General features: G+C 69.2%; 13 protein-coding genes. 7 read left to right on the top strand and 6 right to left on the bottom strand.

Going from position 1 to position 15,881, the window contains the following annotated elements:
• Nucleotides 1-29 precede the first annotated feature (29 nt).
• Nucleotides 30-1,559, top strand: a complete 1,530-nt coding sequence (locus tag ACHFFZ_RS13645) for an SDR family NAD(P)-dependent oxidoreductase (RefSeq protein WP_394277151.1) — start codon at nt 30-32, stop codon at nt 1,557-1,559.
• A gap of 27 nt (nt 1,560-1,586) precedes the next feature.
• Nucleotides 1,587-2,504: a glutaminase A gene (gene glsA, locus ACHFFZ_RS13640; protein WP_394277150.1), complete on the top strand. Its 918-nt coding sequence runs from the start codon at nt 1,587-1,589 to the stop codon at nt 2,502-2,504.
• 46 nt (nt 2,505-2,550) lie between these two features.
• Here glsA and ACHFFZ_RS13635 read toward each other — a convergent pair whose 3' ends face one another.
• On the bottom strand, nt 2,551-3,939 hold the full coding sequence (locus ACHFFZ_RS13635; RefSeq protein ID WP_394277149.1) for a replication-associated recombination protein A: 1,389 nt from the start codon (nt 3,937-3,939) through the stop codon (nt 2,551-2,553).
• A 116-nt stretch (nt 3,940-4,055) separates the two neighbouring features.
• Between ACHFFZ_RS13635 and ACHFFZ_RS13630 the strand changes: the two genes are divergently transcribed.
• From ACHFFZ_RS13630 to ACHFFZ_RS13620, 3 genes are read left to right on the top strand one after another with little or no spacing between them, the layout of a single operon-like run.
• Nucleotides 4,056-5,543, top strand: a complete 1,488-nt coding sequence (locus ACHFFZ_RS13630; protein ID WP_394277148.1) for an amino acid permease — start codon at nt 4,056-4,058, stop codon at nt 5,541-5,543.
• The gene (locus tag ACHFFZ_RS13625) at nt 5,543-6,547 is read left to right on the top strand and encodes an asparaginase (protein ID WP_394277147.1); all 1,005 of its coding nucleotides are present in this window, start codon (nt 5,543-5,545) and stop codon (nt 6,545-6,547) included. The genes ACHFFZ_RS13630 and ACHFFZ_RS13625 overlap by 1 nt, the downstream gene beginning before the upstream one ends.
• Nucleotides 6,548-6,579: 32 nt before the next feature.
• Nucleotides 6,580-8,004 carry a purine-cytosine permease family protein gene (locus ACHFFZ_RS13620; RefSeq protein WP_394277146.1) on the top strand — a complete coding sequence of 475 codons (1,425 nt, stop codon included), beginning with the start codon at nt 6,580-6,582 and terminating at the stop codon, nt 8,002-8,004.
• Between the two features lie 4 nt (nt 8,005-8,008).
• Here ACHFFZ_RS13620 and ACHFFZ_RS13615 read toward each other — a convergent pair whose 3' ends face one another.
• A complete protein-coding gene (locus ACHFFZ_RS13615; RefSeq protein WP_394277145.1) occupies nt 8,009-8,791 on the bottom strand; it encodes a dienelactone hydrolase family protein in 783 nt (260 codons plus the stop codon).
• A 27-nt stretch (nt 8,792-8,818) separates the two neighbouring features.
• Complete coding sequence (locus tag ACHFFZ_RS13610; protein WP_394277144.1) at nt 8,819-9,661, bottom strand: tyrosine-protein phosphatase; 843 nt, start codon at nt 9,659-9,661, stop codon at nt 8,819-8,821.
• 155 nt (nt 9,662-9,816) lie between these two features.
• Here ACHFFZ_RS13610 and aspA point away from each other — a divergent pair, with 155 nt between their 5' ends.
• Nucleotides 9,817-11,268 (top strand): aspartate ammonia-lyase, encoded by a 1,452-nt coding sequence (aspA, locus tag ACHFFZ_RS13605; protein WP_394277143.1) that lies wholly within the window; start codon nt 9,817-9,819, stop codon nt 11,266-11,268.
• Nucleotides 11,269-11,347: 79 nt separating this feature from the next.
• On the opposite strand, the gene ACHFFZ_RS13600 is transcribed toward aspA, so the two are convergent.
• The 3 genes from ACHFFZ_RS13600 to ACHFFZ_RS13590 all read right to left on the bottom strand — a co-directional run bounded on the left by ACHFFZ_RS13600 (nt 11,348) and on the right by ACHFFZ_RS13590 (nt 14,856).
• Nucleotides 11,348-12,862 (bottom strand): sodium:solute symporter family protein, encoded by a 1,515-nt coding sequence (locus ACHFFZ_RS13600; RefSeq protein ID WP_394277142.1) that lies wholly within the window; start codon nt 12,860-12,862, stop codon nt 11,348-11,350.
• A gap of 162 nt (nt 12,863-13,024) precedes the next feature.
• Nucleotides 13,025-13,663 (bottom strand): response regulator, encoded by a 639-nt coding sequence (locus ACHFFZ_RS13595; RefSeq protein WP_394277141.1) that lies wholly within the window; start codon nt 13,661-13,663, stop codon nt 13,025-13,027.
• On the bottom strand, nt 13,663-14,856 hold the full coding sequence (locus ACHFFZ_RS13590) for a sensor histidine kinase (RefSeq protein WP_394277140.1): 1,194 nt from the start codon (nt 14,854-14,856) through the stop codon (nt 13,663-13,665). Before ACHFFZ_RS13590 ends, ACHFFZ_RS13595 begins: the two co-directional genes overlap by 1 nt.
• 168 nt (nt 14,857-15,024) lie before the next feature.
• Between ACHFFZ_RS13590 and ACHFFZ_RS13585 the strand changes: the two genes are divergently transcribed.
• Nucleotides 15,025-15,881: FtsX-like permease family protein (locus tag ACHFFZ_RS13585; RefSeq protein WP_394277139.1), on the top strand; the 857-nt coding region annotated here is incomplete at its 3' end.

Below are 15,881 nucleotides of genomic sequence, written 5' to 3'. Positions count from 1 at the left end.
CAGGGCGCCAGGACCACTAGGATCACCCGGTGACCACGCAGCCAGGACCAGTTCAGCCCGGACCAGTTCGACCGGGGCGACCCCTGCCCGGACGACCCAGTGACGACGCCTTCGGGCCGGGCATCGACCCCGACGACATGGCCACCACCCTGCGTGTTCTCGACGAACTGGCGGCGCTTGAGCTGGAGCACCCCGACCAGATCGCCTTCAAGCAGGCCGTCAACCGGATGAACCGGGCCATCCGCGCCCGCCGCCGCCGGGCCGTGCGCCAGCCGACCATCGACGCCGACAACGAGGTCCTGGCCCGCACCGCGACCGCCTCGCCGCAGCGGATCGACGACGAGACCGCCGGCATCCCGCTGGTCTCGACCGCCACCGGCGCCATCGCCGGCCACCTCAACGAACCGCGCGGCTGCTACATCTGCAAGGGCGAGTACACCCAGGTCGATGCCTTCTACCACGACCTGTGCCCCGAGTGCGCGGCCTTCAACCACACCAAGCGCAACCAGCGCTGCGACCTGACCGGTCGCCGGGCCCTGCTCACGGGCGGCCGGGCCAAGATCGGTATGTACATCGCGCTGCGGCTGCTGCGCGACGGGGCCGCGCTCACCATCACCACCCGTTTCCCGCACGATGCGGCACGGCGTTTCCGCCAGATGCCCGACTCCGACGAGTGGATCGACCGGCTGCAGATCGTCGGCATCGACCTGCGCGACCCCACCCAGGTGGTGGCGCTGGCCGACGAGGTCGCCCAGGCCGGACCGCTCGACATCCTCATCAACAACGCCGCCCAGACCGTGCGCCGCTCCCCCGGCGCCTACTCGCACCTGGTCGAGGGCGAGAAGGCGGCACTGCCCACCGACCGGCCGATGCCCCGGATGCTGACCTTCGACCACATCTCCGAGGCACATCCCGCCGCCCTGGTCGGGGCCGGGGGAAGCCTGTCGGCCGCGCTGGCCAGCCAGTCGGCCGCGGAGCTGGCGGCGCAGGCACTCACTGCCGGCAATGCCTCGCTGGAGCGGCACCTGGCCGGCACCGCCATCGACGCCGGCGGCCTGCTGCCCGACCTGGCCCGCGAGAACTCCTGGACCAAGACCGTCGACCTGGTGGACCCGTTGGAGATGCTGGAGGCCCAGCTGTGCAATGCCACAGCACCCTTCATCCTGATCAGCCGGCTCCGGGCGGCCATGGCGGCAAGTCCCGCCCGCCGCACCTATGTGGTCAACGTCTCGGCGATGGAGGGCCAGTTCGGCCGCCGCTACAAGGGCGCCGGGCATCCGCACACCAACATGGCCAAGGCGGCGCTGAACATGCTCACCCGCACCAGCGCCCAGGAGATGTTCGAGACCGACCAGATCCTGATGACGGCCGTCGACACCGGCTGGATCACCGACGAGCGCCCGCACGACGAGAAGCTGCGCATCGCCCAGGAGGGGTGGCACGCCCCACTCGACCTGGTCGACGGCGCAGCGCGCGTGCTCGACCCGATCTGGCAGGGCGAGCAGGGCGTCGACCTCTACGGCGTCTTCCTCAAGGACTACAAGCCCTTCCCCTGGTGATCCGGCGAGCATGACAGGCTGGACCCCATGGATGACCTGAGAGCCTATCTGGCCGACGTGCACCGTCGGGTGCTTCCCGAGACCGGGGGCGAGGTCGCCTCCTACATCCCGGCGCTGGCAGAGGCAGATCCCGAGCCCTTCGGCATCGCGATCGCCACCGTTGACGGCCAGCTGCACGAGGCCGGCGACGCGCGCACCGAGTTCTCGCTGCAGTCGGTCTCGAAACCCTTCACCTATGCGCTGGCGCTCTCGGAGGTGGGTTTCGACGCGGTGGACGCCGCGATCGACGTCGAGCCCTCAGGTGAAGCCTACAACCGCATCTCGTTGCAGGACGAGACGGGCCGGCCCGACAATGCCCTGATCAATGCCGGGGCCATCGCCGCCACCAGCCTGCTGCCGCACAAGGGCCGGATGTCGCGCCTGCTGCGCTTCTACTCCTCGCTGGCCGGTCGCGCCCTACACGCCGATGCGTCGATCGCGATGGAGGAGGTGGAGAACGGCCACCGCAACCTGGCCATGGCCCACCTGATGCACTCCTTCGACATCCTGGGCGACGATCCGGTGGAGGCCACTCGCGACTACTGCGCCGCCTGCGCCACGATGGTCACCACCGCGGACCTGGCCTGGATGGCCGCCGCCCTGGCCAATGGGGGCACCCAGCCGGCCACCGGCCAGCAACTTCTGGAACCCCTGGTGGTGCAGCGGGTGCTGTCGGTGATGACGATGTCGGGAATGTACGACGAGGCGGGTTGGTGGATGGTGCGCGTCGGGCTACCGGGCAAGTCCGGGGTCGGTGGCGGATTGATCGCCGTCGCCCCGGGGCAGTTGGGCCTGGCCGTCTTCTCGCCGCGGCTCAACGAGCACGGTTCCAGCGTGCGCGGCGTGGCCACCTGCGAGATCGTCAGCCGGGACCTTGACCTGCACGTGATGGGGCCGCGGCGCTGAGCCCCCAGGATGCCGCGCGCGGGGCGCTGTGGCGGACCGTCCAGGGTCAGTCGCGTCCCAGCAGGCCGCGCAGGGTGCGCACCCGGTCGGCGATCTGTGCCTCGTTGCCGTGCTCGGTGGGCTGGTAGTAGCGGGCCTCCGCGAGCTCGTCGGGCAGGTACTGCTGGCGGGCCACGGCGTGCGGGTGGTCGTGGGCGTACTTGTAGCCCTGCCCGTGGCCGAGCTGCTGTGCCCCCGAGTAGTGGGCGTCGCGCAGGTGCGGCGGCACCAGCCCGGCACGACCTGCCGCGATGTCGGCCCGGGCCGCGGCGATGGCGGTGGTGACGGCATTGCTCTTGGGCGCGGTCGCGGCGGCGATGGTGGCGTGGGCGAGGGTGAGCTGCGCCTCCGGCATACCGATCAGTTGCACCGCCTGGGCCGCGGCCACGCAGGTCTGCAGCACGCTCGGGGCGGCCATGCCGATGTCCTCGCTCGCGCTGATCACCAGCCGCCGGGCGATGAAACGCGGATCCTCACCGGCCTCCAGCATCCGGGCCAGGTAGTGCAGCGAGGCGTCCACGTCGGAGCCGCGCACGCTCTTGATGAAGGCGCTGATCACGTCGTAGTGCTGGTCGCCGTCCTTGTCATAGCGCAGGGCGGCGCGATCCACCGACTTCTCGACGATCTCGGCGGTGATGGTCTGCGAGTCCATCGCCTCGGCGCCGGCGGCAGCCTCCTCCAGGTAGGTCAGGGAGCGACGGGCGTCTCCCCCGGCGAGCCGGATGATGGTGGAGCGGGCCTCGTCCTCGATCTCGAAGCGCCCGCCCAGTCCGCGCTCGTCGGACAGGCCCCGGTCGACCAGCGCACCGATGTCGTCGTCGGTGAGCGGCCTGAGGGTGAGCAGCAACGAACGCGAGAGCAGGGGCGAGATCACCGAGAAGGATGGGTTCTCCGTGGTGGCCGCGATCAGCGTGACCAGACGGTTCTCGACGGCCGGCAGCAGCACGTCCTGCTGGGCCTTGCTGAAGCGGTGCACCTCGTCGACGAAGAGCACCGTCGCCCGGCCGTTGGCCAGCTCACGACGGGCGATGTCGAGTTCCTGGCGCACCTCCTTCACACCGGCGGTGACGGCGGAGACCTCGACGAAGCGACGCTGGGTGGTGTGGGAGACCACCGAGGCGATGGTGGTCTTGCCGACCCCGGGCGGGCCCCACAGGAAGACGCTCATCGCGGCCTGCCCCGAGGCCAGACGGCGCAGCGGGGAGCCGGGGCCGAGCAGGTGCTGCTGCCCGACGATCTCGTCGATGGTGCGTGGCCGCAGCCGCACCGCAAGCGGCAGCTGATGGTGTCCGGCGCCACCGAGCGAACCGCCGTCCAGATGCCCGGCAGCACCCGAACCCTGCGCCAGCACGGTCTCGGGAGCGGGGTCGTCGGGATTGCCGAACAGGTCAGTCACGCCACCGATCCTAGTGACCACCACCGAATTCACCAGCCGATCGGGGCGGGCTTTACCATGGCCGAATCGCAGTGACAAGGACGTCACCCGCCCCACGGCACACCCAAGGAGACTCGATGGACACGCCCACCCAGCCGGTGCACGGCGGCCCGGCCCACATGGACACGGCCGACCACGGTTACGAGAAGGAACTCAAGCCCCGCCACATCCAGATGATCGCGATCGGCGGCTCGATCGGCACCGGACTCTTCCTCGGCGCCGGCGGACGCCTGGCGATGGGCGGACCGGCCCTGGCCATCGTCTATGCCGTCTGCGGCCTCTTCGCCTTCCTGATGGTGCGCGCCCTGGGTGAGCTCACCATCCACCGTCCCTCCTCGGGCGCCTTCGTCTCCTATGCCCGCGAGTTCATGGGTGAGAAGGGCGCCTACGTCACCGGCTGGCTCTTCTTCCTCGACTGGTGCACCACCGTGATGGCCGACATCACCGCCGTCGCCCTCTACATGCATTTCTGGAACATCTTCTCCACCGTGCCGCAATGGATCATCGCCCTGGTGGCGCTGGCGATCGTGTTCACCATGAACATGCTGAGCGTGAAGTTCTTCGGCGAGTTCGAGTTCTGGTTCGCCATGATCAAGGTGACCGCCATCGTCGGCTTCATGCTGATCGCGGTCTTCTTCATCGTCACCGGGCGCGCCGTCGACGGCTACACCCCCGGCCCGTCGATGATCGCGGACCACGGCGGCCTGTTCCCGCAGGGCCTGGCCCCGATGGTGACCCTCGCGCTGGGCGTCGTCTTCACCTTCGGCGGCACCGAGATGATCGGCGTCGCGGCCGGGGAGGCGCAGGATGCCGCCAAGATCATGCCGAAGGCCGTCAACTCGATGATGTGGCGCATCGCGCTGTTCTACGTCGGCTCGGTGGTGCTGTTCACCATGCTGATGCCGTGGAATTCCTATTCGCGCAATGAGTCGCCCTTCGTCACCTTCTTCAATGCCATCGGGGTGCCCAATGCGGGTTCGATCATGAACCTGGTGGTGCTCACCGCCGCGCTGTCCTCGCTGAATGCCGGCCTGTACGCCACCGGCCGCACCCTGCGCTCAATGGCCGTCGCCGGCTCCGCGCCGTCCTTCGCCGCGCGGATGAACCGCTTCAAGGTGCCCTACGGCGGCATCGTGATCACGTCGGTGCTCGGCCTGATCGGCGTCCTGATCAACTACGCCTACCCCACGCAGGCCTTCGACATCGTGATGAACCTGGCCGGCATCGGTATCGCCGGCACCTGGATGTCGATCATGGTGAGCCACTGGATCTTCGTCCGCAAGGCCAGGCAGGGCCTCTACGAGCGCCCCGCCTACCGCCTGTTCTGGGCGCCGGTCACCAATGCCGCGACGATCCTGTTCCTGCTCGCCGTGATCGTGATGATGTGGTTCGCCGACGACATCGGCAAGCCCACCATCGGCCTGTTCGGGCTGGTCGCGCTGGCCATGGTCGGGGGCTGGTTCCTGGTGCGCAAGAACATCGACGCCACGCTGCTGGAGCAGGCCCTCCTCGAGGACGACGTCACCGCCGTCGAGACGCCCCGTCGCGGAACCGAGGAGCTGTGATGGGCCGGCGCATCCTGGTGGTCTACACCGGCGGAACCCTCGGCATGCAGTTGACCGAGCGGGGCTGGGAGCCGGGTGCCGACCTGGAGGGTTGGCTCACCGGGCTGGTCGACGAGCAGCTGCCCGGTCTCGACTGGCAGCTGGTCACCCTCGACCCACTGATCGACTCCTCCAATGCGGGCCCCCAGGACTGGCAGCGCATCGTGCAGACCGTGCTCGACCACCGCGACGATGCCGATGCCTTCGTGGTGTTGCACGGCACCGACACCTTGGGCTTCAGCGCCGCCGCGACCCACTTCGCCCTGGCCAGTCTGGGGAAGGCCGTCGTGCTGACCGGTGCCCAGCGCTCGCTGGTGGTCGACGACTCGGACGCGCCGGGCAATGCGCTGGGGGCGCTGCGCTGCGCCCTGGACGAGCGGCTGGACCGGGTGGCGCTCTTCTTCGACGGCACCCTGATGGTGCCGCACCACGCCACCAAGGTCTCCAGCGAGGACGACCACGCCTTCGACACCGTCAACGTGCCGCCGCTCGCAGTGGTAGGTGAGGATGGCGAGCTCGTCTTCAATCCGCTGTCGCAGACGCATGATCCGGGCCGGGCCACGCCGCTGGGTGAGCTGCGCCCCTACCGGCCGACGGACCTGGTGGTGCTCACCCTGCACCCAGGCCTGACCGCCCAGCGTGTGCGGTCCCTGCTCACCCCGCCGCCGGAGGCACTGGTGCTGCGCGCCTACGGCGTCGGCAATGCCCCCGACAACGACCCGGAGCTGCTGGAGGCGCTGGCGCAGGCCAGTGCCGCCGGGACGGTGGTGGTGGTCACCACCCAGTGCCCGCACGGCGGCGTCCAGCTGGGCACCTATGCCGTCAGCCAGGGGCTGTTGGCCACCGGAGCCGTGGCCGGTGGCGACCTGACCACCGACGCCATCGTCGCCTGGCTCAGCCACTTGCTGGCCCAGGGGCTCGCCCCCGAGCAGATTCGTGAGAGGATCCAGCGTTCCCTCGGCTGAGGGGCATCGCCGACGCAGGAGCCGCCCCACCCATGTCCGCCGCGCACATCGAGACCCATGGGATCGACATCATCCCCGAAGACGCACGCAAGGGACGGGCGGCCAGCCAGTTCTGGCCCTGGGCCGCGGGCAATGTGCACGTGCTCAGCGTCAGCTGGGGCGGCTACCTGCTCGGCTCCGGCCTGGGCTTCTGGCAGGCGGTGGCCATCTCGTTGGTGGCCACCATCGGCTCCTTCGTGCTCGTCGGCCTGGTGGCGCTGGCCGGCCAGCGCGGCTCGGCCCCGACGATGGTGCTCTCCCGCGCCGTCTTCGGCGTGCGCGGCAATGTTCTTCCCGGCATCGTCGGCTACCTGCTGGTGGTGGGCTGGGAGATCGTGCTGACCTCACTGGCGGTGCTGTCGACGGCCACCGTCGCCGAGCGCCTCGGCTTCACCGCCGGCGCCGGCTTCATGGTGGCCGTGCTGGTGGTGATGGAGGTGGTGGTCGTGGGCCTGGGCGTGCTGGGCTTCGACGCGATCATGGCCTCGCAGAAGTGGATCACCAGCGCCGTGATCGTGGTCTCGCTGGTCTACATGGCGTTGTGCCTGCCGCACGTGCACTGGTCGGCCCTGATGGAGCACCCCAGTGGTGGCCTCGCCGCGCTGGTCGGTGCCGGCGTGATGGTCTTCTGCGGCTTCGGCGTGGGCTGGACCAGCTGCGCGGCCGACTATTCGCGCTACCTGCCGCGCTCCACACCGCGACGCTCCCTGGTCGGCTGGACCACGCTGGGCGGGTCGCTGCCGGTGTGCGCCTTCATTGTCTTCGGCATCCTGCTGTGCGGCTCCGACCCGCAGCTGATGGAGGCGGTGACCGCCGACCCGATCGGGGCGCTGACCACCATGCTGCCGCTGTGGTTCGTGATCCCCTTCTGGCTGGTCGCCGTCACCGCCCTGGTGGCCGGTGCCGTGATCGACATCTACTCCTCGGGCCTGGCCCTGCTCAGCATCGGCATCCCGCTGCCCCGCTGGGCCACCGCACTGGTCGACGGCCTGCTCGTTCTGGGCGGCGTGGTGCTGGTGGTCTGGTACTCCCCCGACTTCCTGACCCCCTTCGAGGGCTTCCTGATCACCCTCGGAGTACCGCTGGCGGCCTGGACCGGCATCTTCGGCGCCGACCTGCTGGTGCGCTGGCGCGAGGGCTACCCGGCCGAGCGACTCTTCGACAGTTCCAGCCAGGGCGCCGGCCACGTGCGCTGGCCCGCGCTGCTGGCGATGCTCGCCACCTGCGTGCTCGGTTTCGGGCTGGTCACGAACAGCTCCGCCGCCTGGCTCACCTGGCAGGGCTACCTGCTGGGTCCCTTCGGCGGGCGCGAAGGTGCCTGGGCCGCTGCGAACATCGGGGTGATGGTGGCCCTGGTCGTGAGCTTCCTGGTCGGCCTGCCGATCGCCCTGCGGGCCCGCCGCGAGCGCCTGGGCTGAGCCGTCAGCGACGCGGCGCCGGCATGCGGTCGATCTCGTCGGGATGGTGCTCCAGCAGCCAGACCCAGGTCTCGCGCCAGGCGTCCTCGCTGGCCTGCTGGTGGTGGAAGATCTGCATCGGGTTGTCGAAGGCATGCCCGGCACCCGGCCAGGAGCTGAACTCGACGTCGGTGCCGCCCCCGCCGATCACGCCGGCGATGCGCTGCGCCTCGGCGAAGGGGATGTACTCGTCGGCCTCGCCGAAGTGGTGCAGGCTCGGCACCCTCACCACGGGCACCTGCTCGACCAGCTGCGGCAGCGTCGATCCGTAGTAGCAGACCAGGGCGTCGGCCAACTCCGGGCCCTCGATGCCGGAGCAGGCCGCATAGGCCAGGCCGCCGCCGTAGCAGAAACCCACCAGCGCGACCCGGCCACCGCACTCGGGTCGGGCGCGCAGGTCGGCGACGCAGGCGCGGATGTCGGCGACCGTCTCGTCCCAGGGATTGGCCTGCATCAACTCCATGGCGTGCGGCATCATCGCCGGGTCGTCGTCGGTGACCACGTGAGCGCCGATGCGCCAGTAGAGGTTGGGGACCATCACCGTCCAGCCCTCGTCGGCCAAGTCGGCGGCCCGCTGCTGGATGTAGTCACTCACGCCGAAGATCTCCTGCACCAGCACGATGCCGGCGCCGGTGCCTGCTTCGGGCCGAAAGATCCTCACCGGGACCTGGCCGTCGGCAACGGCCACGTGGCCGGTCTCCATGGTGACGGCAGTCTTCGACTCCCAGGCGCGGGGCACGATGCCCATGGCTTCTCCTCTCGATGGCGCCGGTGCTCAGTCCGGCTGCGGTGCGTCGACCAGTTTGGCACGAAGGGCGCGGGCGTCGTCCTCGCTCCAGCCGTGGGCACGCATCCAGCCCGACGGTCCCCCGCTGGTCTCGTCGAGGCTCGCCAGCAGCATCCGCATGGTGCTGGCCGGCGTGGTCTGGTCGGCTACGCTCTGCCCCACCAGGTCGGTCGCATAGGGCTCGGTGCTGGCCAGGCGCTGCATGATTTGCTCGGTGCGCTGGTTCGAGGTGTCGTAGTCGGCCACCACCTCCTCGCGCGGCACCCCCACCTCGCTGAGAGCCAGGGCGCAGATCGTGCCGGTGCGGTCCTTGCCTGCGGCACAGTGCACCAGCACCGCGCCCGGGGCGTGGGCGATCGCCTTCAATGCGGCCATGACGTGGTCGGGCCGCTGGGTCAGGTAGCCCAGGTAGTGGTTGGCCAAGTGCTCGTCGTGCTCCTGCCGCTCGTGCGCGGCGGCCTCGAAGTCCCCCTCCCAGGGCAGGCGGTCAGGCTCCTCGTCCCGGTCGTCGGGGATCCCGGTCTCCTTCGCACCCTCCGGGTAGAGCGTCAGTTCGTGGAAGCGGAGCTCTTCACACTTGAGAGGCCCTTCGCCGACCACGCGCCGCTCCAGATCGGTGCGCAGGTCGACGACGTCACTGATGCCCACCTCGTCGACGAGCCTGCGCACGGAGGCGGCGGGCAGATCCTGAAGATTGTCGGAACGCAGCAGGACGCCGGGACGGATCCGTCCACCGCCGGCGGTGGGGCGACCTCCGAGGTCGCGCATGTTCACCACTCCCTCCAGCTCGATCCAGAGCGGCGGGGTGGGCTGTGTGGAACTGGTGCTCATGGTTCCCACGCTAGTCGCAAGTGCTTGCCCTGAGGTGAATAGTCGACACGAGGGCTCTACTGTGGAATACAGAACCACGGCCTGGCCTGGTGGGCACACCGATGTGCCCAGCGCGAAGGGCCAGACCGGTGAACATCTGAAAGGACAGCGTGCTCATGAGCTCGCTCACTCGCGCCGAGGAGGACCTGCTCGGGGTCCGGGAGGTCCCGGCGCAGGCCTACTACGGCATCCACACCCAGCGTGCGGTCGACAACTTCAAGATCTCGGGGGTCTCGATCAACCAGGTCCCCGACTTCATCAGGGGCATGGTGCAGGTCAAGAAGGCCTGTGCGCTGGCCAATGCCGAACTGGGAGCCCTGCCGCAGGATGTCGCCGATGACGTCGTGTGGGCCTGCGACCAGATCCTCGACCACGGCCGGTGCATGGACCAGTTCCCGATCGACGTCTTCCAGGGCGGCGCCGGCACCTCGCTGAACATGAACACCAACGAGGTGATCGCCAACCTCGCCCTGGAGCACCGCGGCCTGCCCAAGGGCAGCTACGGCACCATCCATCCCAATGACCACGTCAACCGCAGCCAGTCCACCAACGACGCCTACCCCTGCGGCTTCCGTCTGGGCGTCTACTCCTCGCTGGGCAACCTGCACACCGTCGTGGAGCAGCTGGCCGACGGCCTCGACGCCAAGGCCCGCGAGTTCGACCAGGTGCTGAAGATGGGACGCACCCAGCTCCAGGACGCCGTCCCGATGACCCTGGGCCAGGAGTTCGGCGGCTGGGCGGCCACCCTGCGCGAGGAGCTGGTGCAGCTGCGCCGCACCGCCGCGCTACTGCTGGAGGTGAACCTGGGCGCCACCGCCATCGGCACCAAGCTGAACACCCCCGACGGCTACTCCGAGCTGGCGGTGCAGAAGCTGGCCGAGGTCAGTGGCCACGAGGTGGTGCTGGCTCCGAACCTGATCGAGGCCACCAGCGACTGCGGTTCCTATGTCATGGTGCACGCCGCCCTCAAGCGCCTGGCGCTGAAGCTTTCCAAGGTGTGCAATGACCTGCGCCTGCTCTCCTCCGGGCCCCGCGCCGGGCTCAAGGAGATCAACCTGCCCGAGATGCAGGCCGGCAGCTCGATCATGCCCGCCAAGGTGAACCCGGTGATCCCCGAGGTCGTCAACCAGGTCTGCTTCAAGGTCTTCGGCAATGACGTCACCGTCCTGATGGCGGCCGACGCCGGCCAGCTGCAGCTCAATGTCATGGAACCGGCCATCGGACAGGCCATGTTCGAGTCCATCGCCCTGCTCGGCAGCGCCTGCGAAATCCTGCGCACCAAGTGCGTGGTCGGCATCAGCGCCAATCCGGATCGGTGCCGCGCCTATGTGATGAACTCCATCGGCATCGTCACCTACCTCAATGACCTGATTGGTCACGAGGCCGGCGACATGGTCGGCAAGGAGTGCGCCCGCACCGGCCGTTCGGTGCGCGAGGTGGTGCTGGAACATGGCCTGCTCGACGAGGCCACGCTCGATCGGGTCTTCTCCATCGAGAACCTGATGCACCCGGCCGACATCACCAAGCTGGGCGTCTCGACGGGCCCCGGCACGGTGGTGCGCGACTGAACGTCGCCGCTGGAAGACGGTTCGGACGCGCTGCGGGCCCCGGGATCTCCCGGGGCCCGCAGTGTCTTTCCTGGGTGCTTCAGGCCAGTGCCCGATCGGGGGCCTCCACGTAGTCGAGCATGGCGTCGACCTCGGCCGGGACCGCGCGTCCGCGGGCCTTGTTGATGGCGCCGATGGCCAGGTAGAAGGCGCCGCTGACCAGCATCGGGCCGACGGTGACCCAGTCGGCCGGGAAGTCCTCGGGCCAGATCTGGCTGATCGCGAAGGTGAGCATGCCGAAGATGATGCCGACGATCGCGGCGGTGCCGTCGCTGTGGCGGAAGCGTTTGAACAGGCCCAGCAGCAGCGGCATGCCGGTCACGCCGACCAACGCCCCGAACCAGGTGATGATCATGCCGATGATGTCGCCGAAGGCGTCCTTGTTGAGGCCCACCAGCACGGTGGCGATGGTGAAGCCGACGGTGATGATCCGGGCCAGTCGCAGCGAGGCGGCACCGCTCAGGCGGACCTCGTCGAACTTCGCACTCAGCACCGGCAGGATGTCACGCTGGGTGACCGCCGACAGGGTGTTGACGTCGGAGACGGTCATGCCCATCGTCGAGGCGAACATGCTGGCCAGCACCAGGCCGATCAGGCCGTGGGGCAGGTAGGTGGAGGTGAGCAGCGGGTAGAGCTGGGCGGCGGGATCGGCCAGGCCGGGATGGAGCAGGCGACCGGCCCACATCGGGGCGAAGATCAGCAGCGGCCACACGAAGTAGAGCGCGGAGCTGAGCAGCTCGGCCTTGCGCGCCTCGGAGCCGGAGGAGGTGGAGATGAACCGGGCGGCCAGGTTCCAGTTGCCGCCGTTGTACTCGAAGGTCTTGGCGAACAGGTAGAGCGCCGCCCACAGCATCGTGTACTTGCCGGCGAAGGGGCTGGAGAAGTCGGGCTGGATGCGGTCAAGCTCGCCCCACATGCTGACGTAGTTCAGCCCGCGTGCGCTCAGGGCATGGCCCACACCGACGAGGATCACGATGCCGGCCACCAGCTGCACGCCGAACTGCACGAAGTCGGTGAGCAGGTCGGCCCACAGCCCGCCGATGGTGATGTAGATCATGCTGACCGCGCCGGACAGGATGATGCCCTGCCAGACGGGCAGGCCGGTGAAGCCGTTCATCAGCACGCCGATCGAGGCCCACTTGGCGCCGATGTCGACCAGCTTCATCAGCACTCCCAGCCAGGCGATGGTCTGCTGGGCGGGCAGTCCGTAGCGCATCCTCAGGTACTCGGTGGGCGACTGGATGCCGAGCGTCTGGCGAAGGCGCGGCCAGCGCGGGGCGAAGACCTTGGCGCCGATCAGGGTGGCGAAGGCGATCACCAGCGCCCACCAGACGTACATGGTGAAGCCGAGGTTGTAGGCGATGGCGGCATAGGCGACGAAGACGACACCGGAGTGGCCGCTGACATGGTGCGAGACACCCGACAGCCACCATGGCACATTGCCGCCGCCGACGAAGAAGTCCCCGGAGTCGGAGCTCTTGCGTCGCGACCAGATGCCGATGCCGATCATCAGCGCGAAGAACAAGCCGACCACGACCCAGTCGAGCACAGCCATGACGAACCACCTTGTCGCGTGAGGAGAACAGGGTGGACGGTGTGCGGCACCAGTGCCGGCACCCGACGTCCAGCCTGACGAACCACGCCATTTGACACCGTCTGCGGGTGCGGATGAGGCGACTTGCCAGGTCTTGCCCCAGCCTCCACCTGCCCGGGTCCTTCACCGGATCAGACGGCGTTCCCTCGCCCGCGCCACCAGCGCCGTCCGGTTGTCGACCCCGAGCTTTCCGAACAGGTGCGCCAGGTGGGTCTTGACCGTCGACTCGCTGATGAACAGGGCCTTGGCGATCTCCCGGTTGCCGGCGCCGGTGGCCACCTGCTGCAGGATCTCGATCTCGCGGGAACTGACGGTGGTGGACGGGCGCATGGTGCGCTCCACCAGCCGCTGCTGCACCTCGGGCGACAGCACGGTGCGGCCGGCCGCCGCGTCCAGCACCGCCGCGACCAGGGTATCGGTGGGCACGTCCTTGAGCACATATCCCCGCGCACCGGCCTCCAGCGCATCGAGGATGTCGGCCTCAGAGTCGAAGGTGGTCACCACCAGCACCGGCACCCCGCGCTTCGTCAGCTCCCGGGTGGCGTGGATCCCGTCGGGGCCCTCGCCAAGGTTCAGGTCCATCAGGACGACGTCGACTCCCCCACCGGTGGTGACGATCTCGTTGACCCACCGCAGGCACTCGGCGGAGGTGCCTGCCTGGCCGACGACCTCAAGCCGCGGCTCCTGCTCGAGCAGACCGATCAGCCCGGAGCGGACGATCGGATGGTCGTCACAGACCAGGACGCGAACGGGGGGTGTCATCACAGCTCCTTGCCATGGGCGGGACGAGAGAGGGGTAGGTGCAGCCCGACGCAGGTACCGCCACCCGGCTCCGACTCCACCGAGATGGTGCCGCGGACGGTCTCGACGCGGGAACGCAACGCCGACAGCCCGAAGCGGTCGGCGTGGTCGGTCGCCAGACCGACACCGTTGTCAACGACGTCGAGGGCGAGCGCATCGTCGAACCAGGCAAGGCTGACCACACAGGTGCGCGCCTGGGCGTGCTGGACGACATTGGCGAGCAGGGAACGGGTGGCCATCACCACGACCTGCTGCACCTCGGGGCCGACGGGTCCCTCGTCGCCGCTGACCGACAGCCGCACCTCCAGTCCGGACCCGATGGCCCGCTCGCGACGGGCGGTGGCCTCGACGAGCTCGGTGAGGGCCTCGCGCAGGTCGCGGCTCTCCTCCCGGGTGAGGCGGTGCACCAACTGGCGGGCCTGGACCAGGTTCTCGCGGGCAGTCTGTTCGATCACGGCCAGCTGCCCGCCGGCCTCTGGGTGCTCGGCGGCGGCCGAGCGGGACAGCATGACGATGGAGTTGAGTCCCTGCGCCAGGGTGTCGTGCAGGTCACGGGCCAGGCCTTCGCGTTCGACGGCGCGGGCACGGGCCTTCTCGGTGGCCAGCAGCTCGTCCTGGGCCTGCAGCACCTGTTCGGCCAGCTGCTGCTGGGCCAGGGCATCACGGTGCAGTTGGCGGCCGATCGTCCAGGCGATGACTGCGGCGCCCGCCCCCAGTGCCGGGCCCAACAGCTTGCCGACGGCGAGGCCCTCCCCACGCGTCAGGGGTGACAGCCCCGCCCACAGGGTCAGCCCGGCCAACAGCAGCCAGCAGGTGGGGCTCGGCCAGATGAACAGGACGAGGAAGAAGATCGGGAAGACCAGCCAGACCCAGGCTCCCGAGACGGCCGATGCCGCAGCCCACAACAGCGCCAGGGCCAGCACCCACAACCGTCCGAGCAGTGGTCGTCGGGCATGGTCCGGTCGGCGGGACTGCACCAACAGGCCGCCCAGGTAGGTGACCAGCAACGCACCGCCGAGCAGGGTGGCGGCAGGCCCGTCATGGCGGCGCAGGTGGGTGGCCATCGCCACCACCCAGAGCAGCCCGAAGAAGAGATGGCTGGAATGACGCACCATGGTGCTGAGCCGGCGGGCGCTGCGAGCGGTTGTGGTCATCTGGCCCATGGCTCCAACAGTAGGCGGAAGGCCGGGTGAACCAGGACTGCCCAGCCCCGTCGGGGCGCCGATCATCCAAAAGGATGACTCCACGCTCCCCCCTTCGGTTCCGACGGGTGCGGGCCATGGGCGATGGGTACGAGGCCTTGTGCGGATGGAATGGATGACATGTTCCTCGCACTTCGTGACATCCGCTTCGCCAAGGGCCGCTTCCTGTTGATGACCGGCGTGGTCGCTCTGGTGACCCTGCTGCTGGTGGTGCTGTCCGCGCTGACCCGCGGATTGGGCCAGCAGAGCACCTCGGCCCTGGAGTCGCTTCCCGTGCAGGGCGCGCTGCTGGCCCCCAGCGGGGACCAGCTCGGCTGGGCCGACTCGGCCGTCGAGGCGTCCACGGCCGATCGGGTGCGGAAGGCCGTGCCCGGCTCCGAACCATTCGTCGTCACTCGCGCCCGGATGCAGGTGGATGGACGCACCGCCCAGGTCGCCGTGATGGGCCTCGATCCCCGGGGCGCCACGGCCCGCTCCATGGGACTGCGCCTTGCCGACGGACAGGTGCTGCTGCCCGAGGAGGTCACCGAGGGCGTCACCGTGGGCAACCGGGTGGAACTCAATGGCAACCCACTGACGGTGGCCGGCACCGAGGCCACCCACTGGTACTCGCACGCGGCCGTCGCGTGGACGACGACGACCACCGCCAACCAGCTGGCCCACGCCCCCAAGGGGCAGGCCACCGCCATGCTCGTCCCCACCGGCACCGACATGCCAGGTGCTGCGGTGGCGGGACTCGAGCCGGTCAGCGGCAAGGCCATGCTGGATGCCCTCCCGGGCTACGCCTCCGAGCGAGGTTCGCTGGTGATGATCCAGGCTTTCCTGTACGGCATCACCGCCCTGGTGGTGGTCGCCTTCCTCAGCGTGTGGACGATCCAGCGCACCCGCGACATCGCGGTGCTGCGCGCCATGGGTGCCTCGCGACGCTATGTGCTGGGTGACTCGCTCGGCCAGGCCGCGATCCTGCTGGCCGTCGG

The sequence above is a fragment of the Luteococcus sp. genome (genome assembly GCF_043424415.1).
Classification (GTDB): domain Bacteria; phylum Actinomycetota; class Actinomycetes; order Propionibacteriales; family Propionibacteriaceae; genus Luteococcus.
Note: the sequence above shows the minus strand (reverse complement) of the source record. Positions and strands in the feature narration are given on the sequence as shown.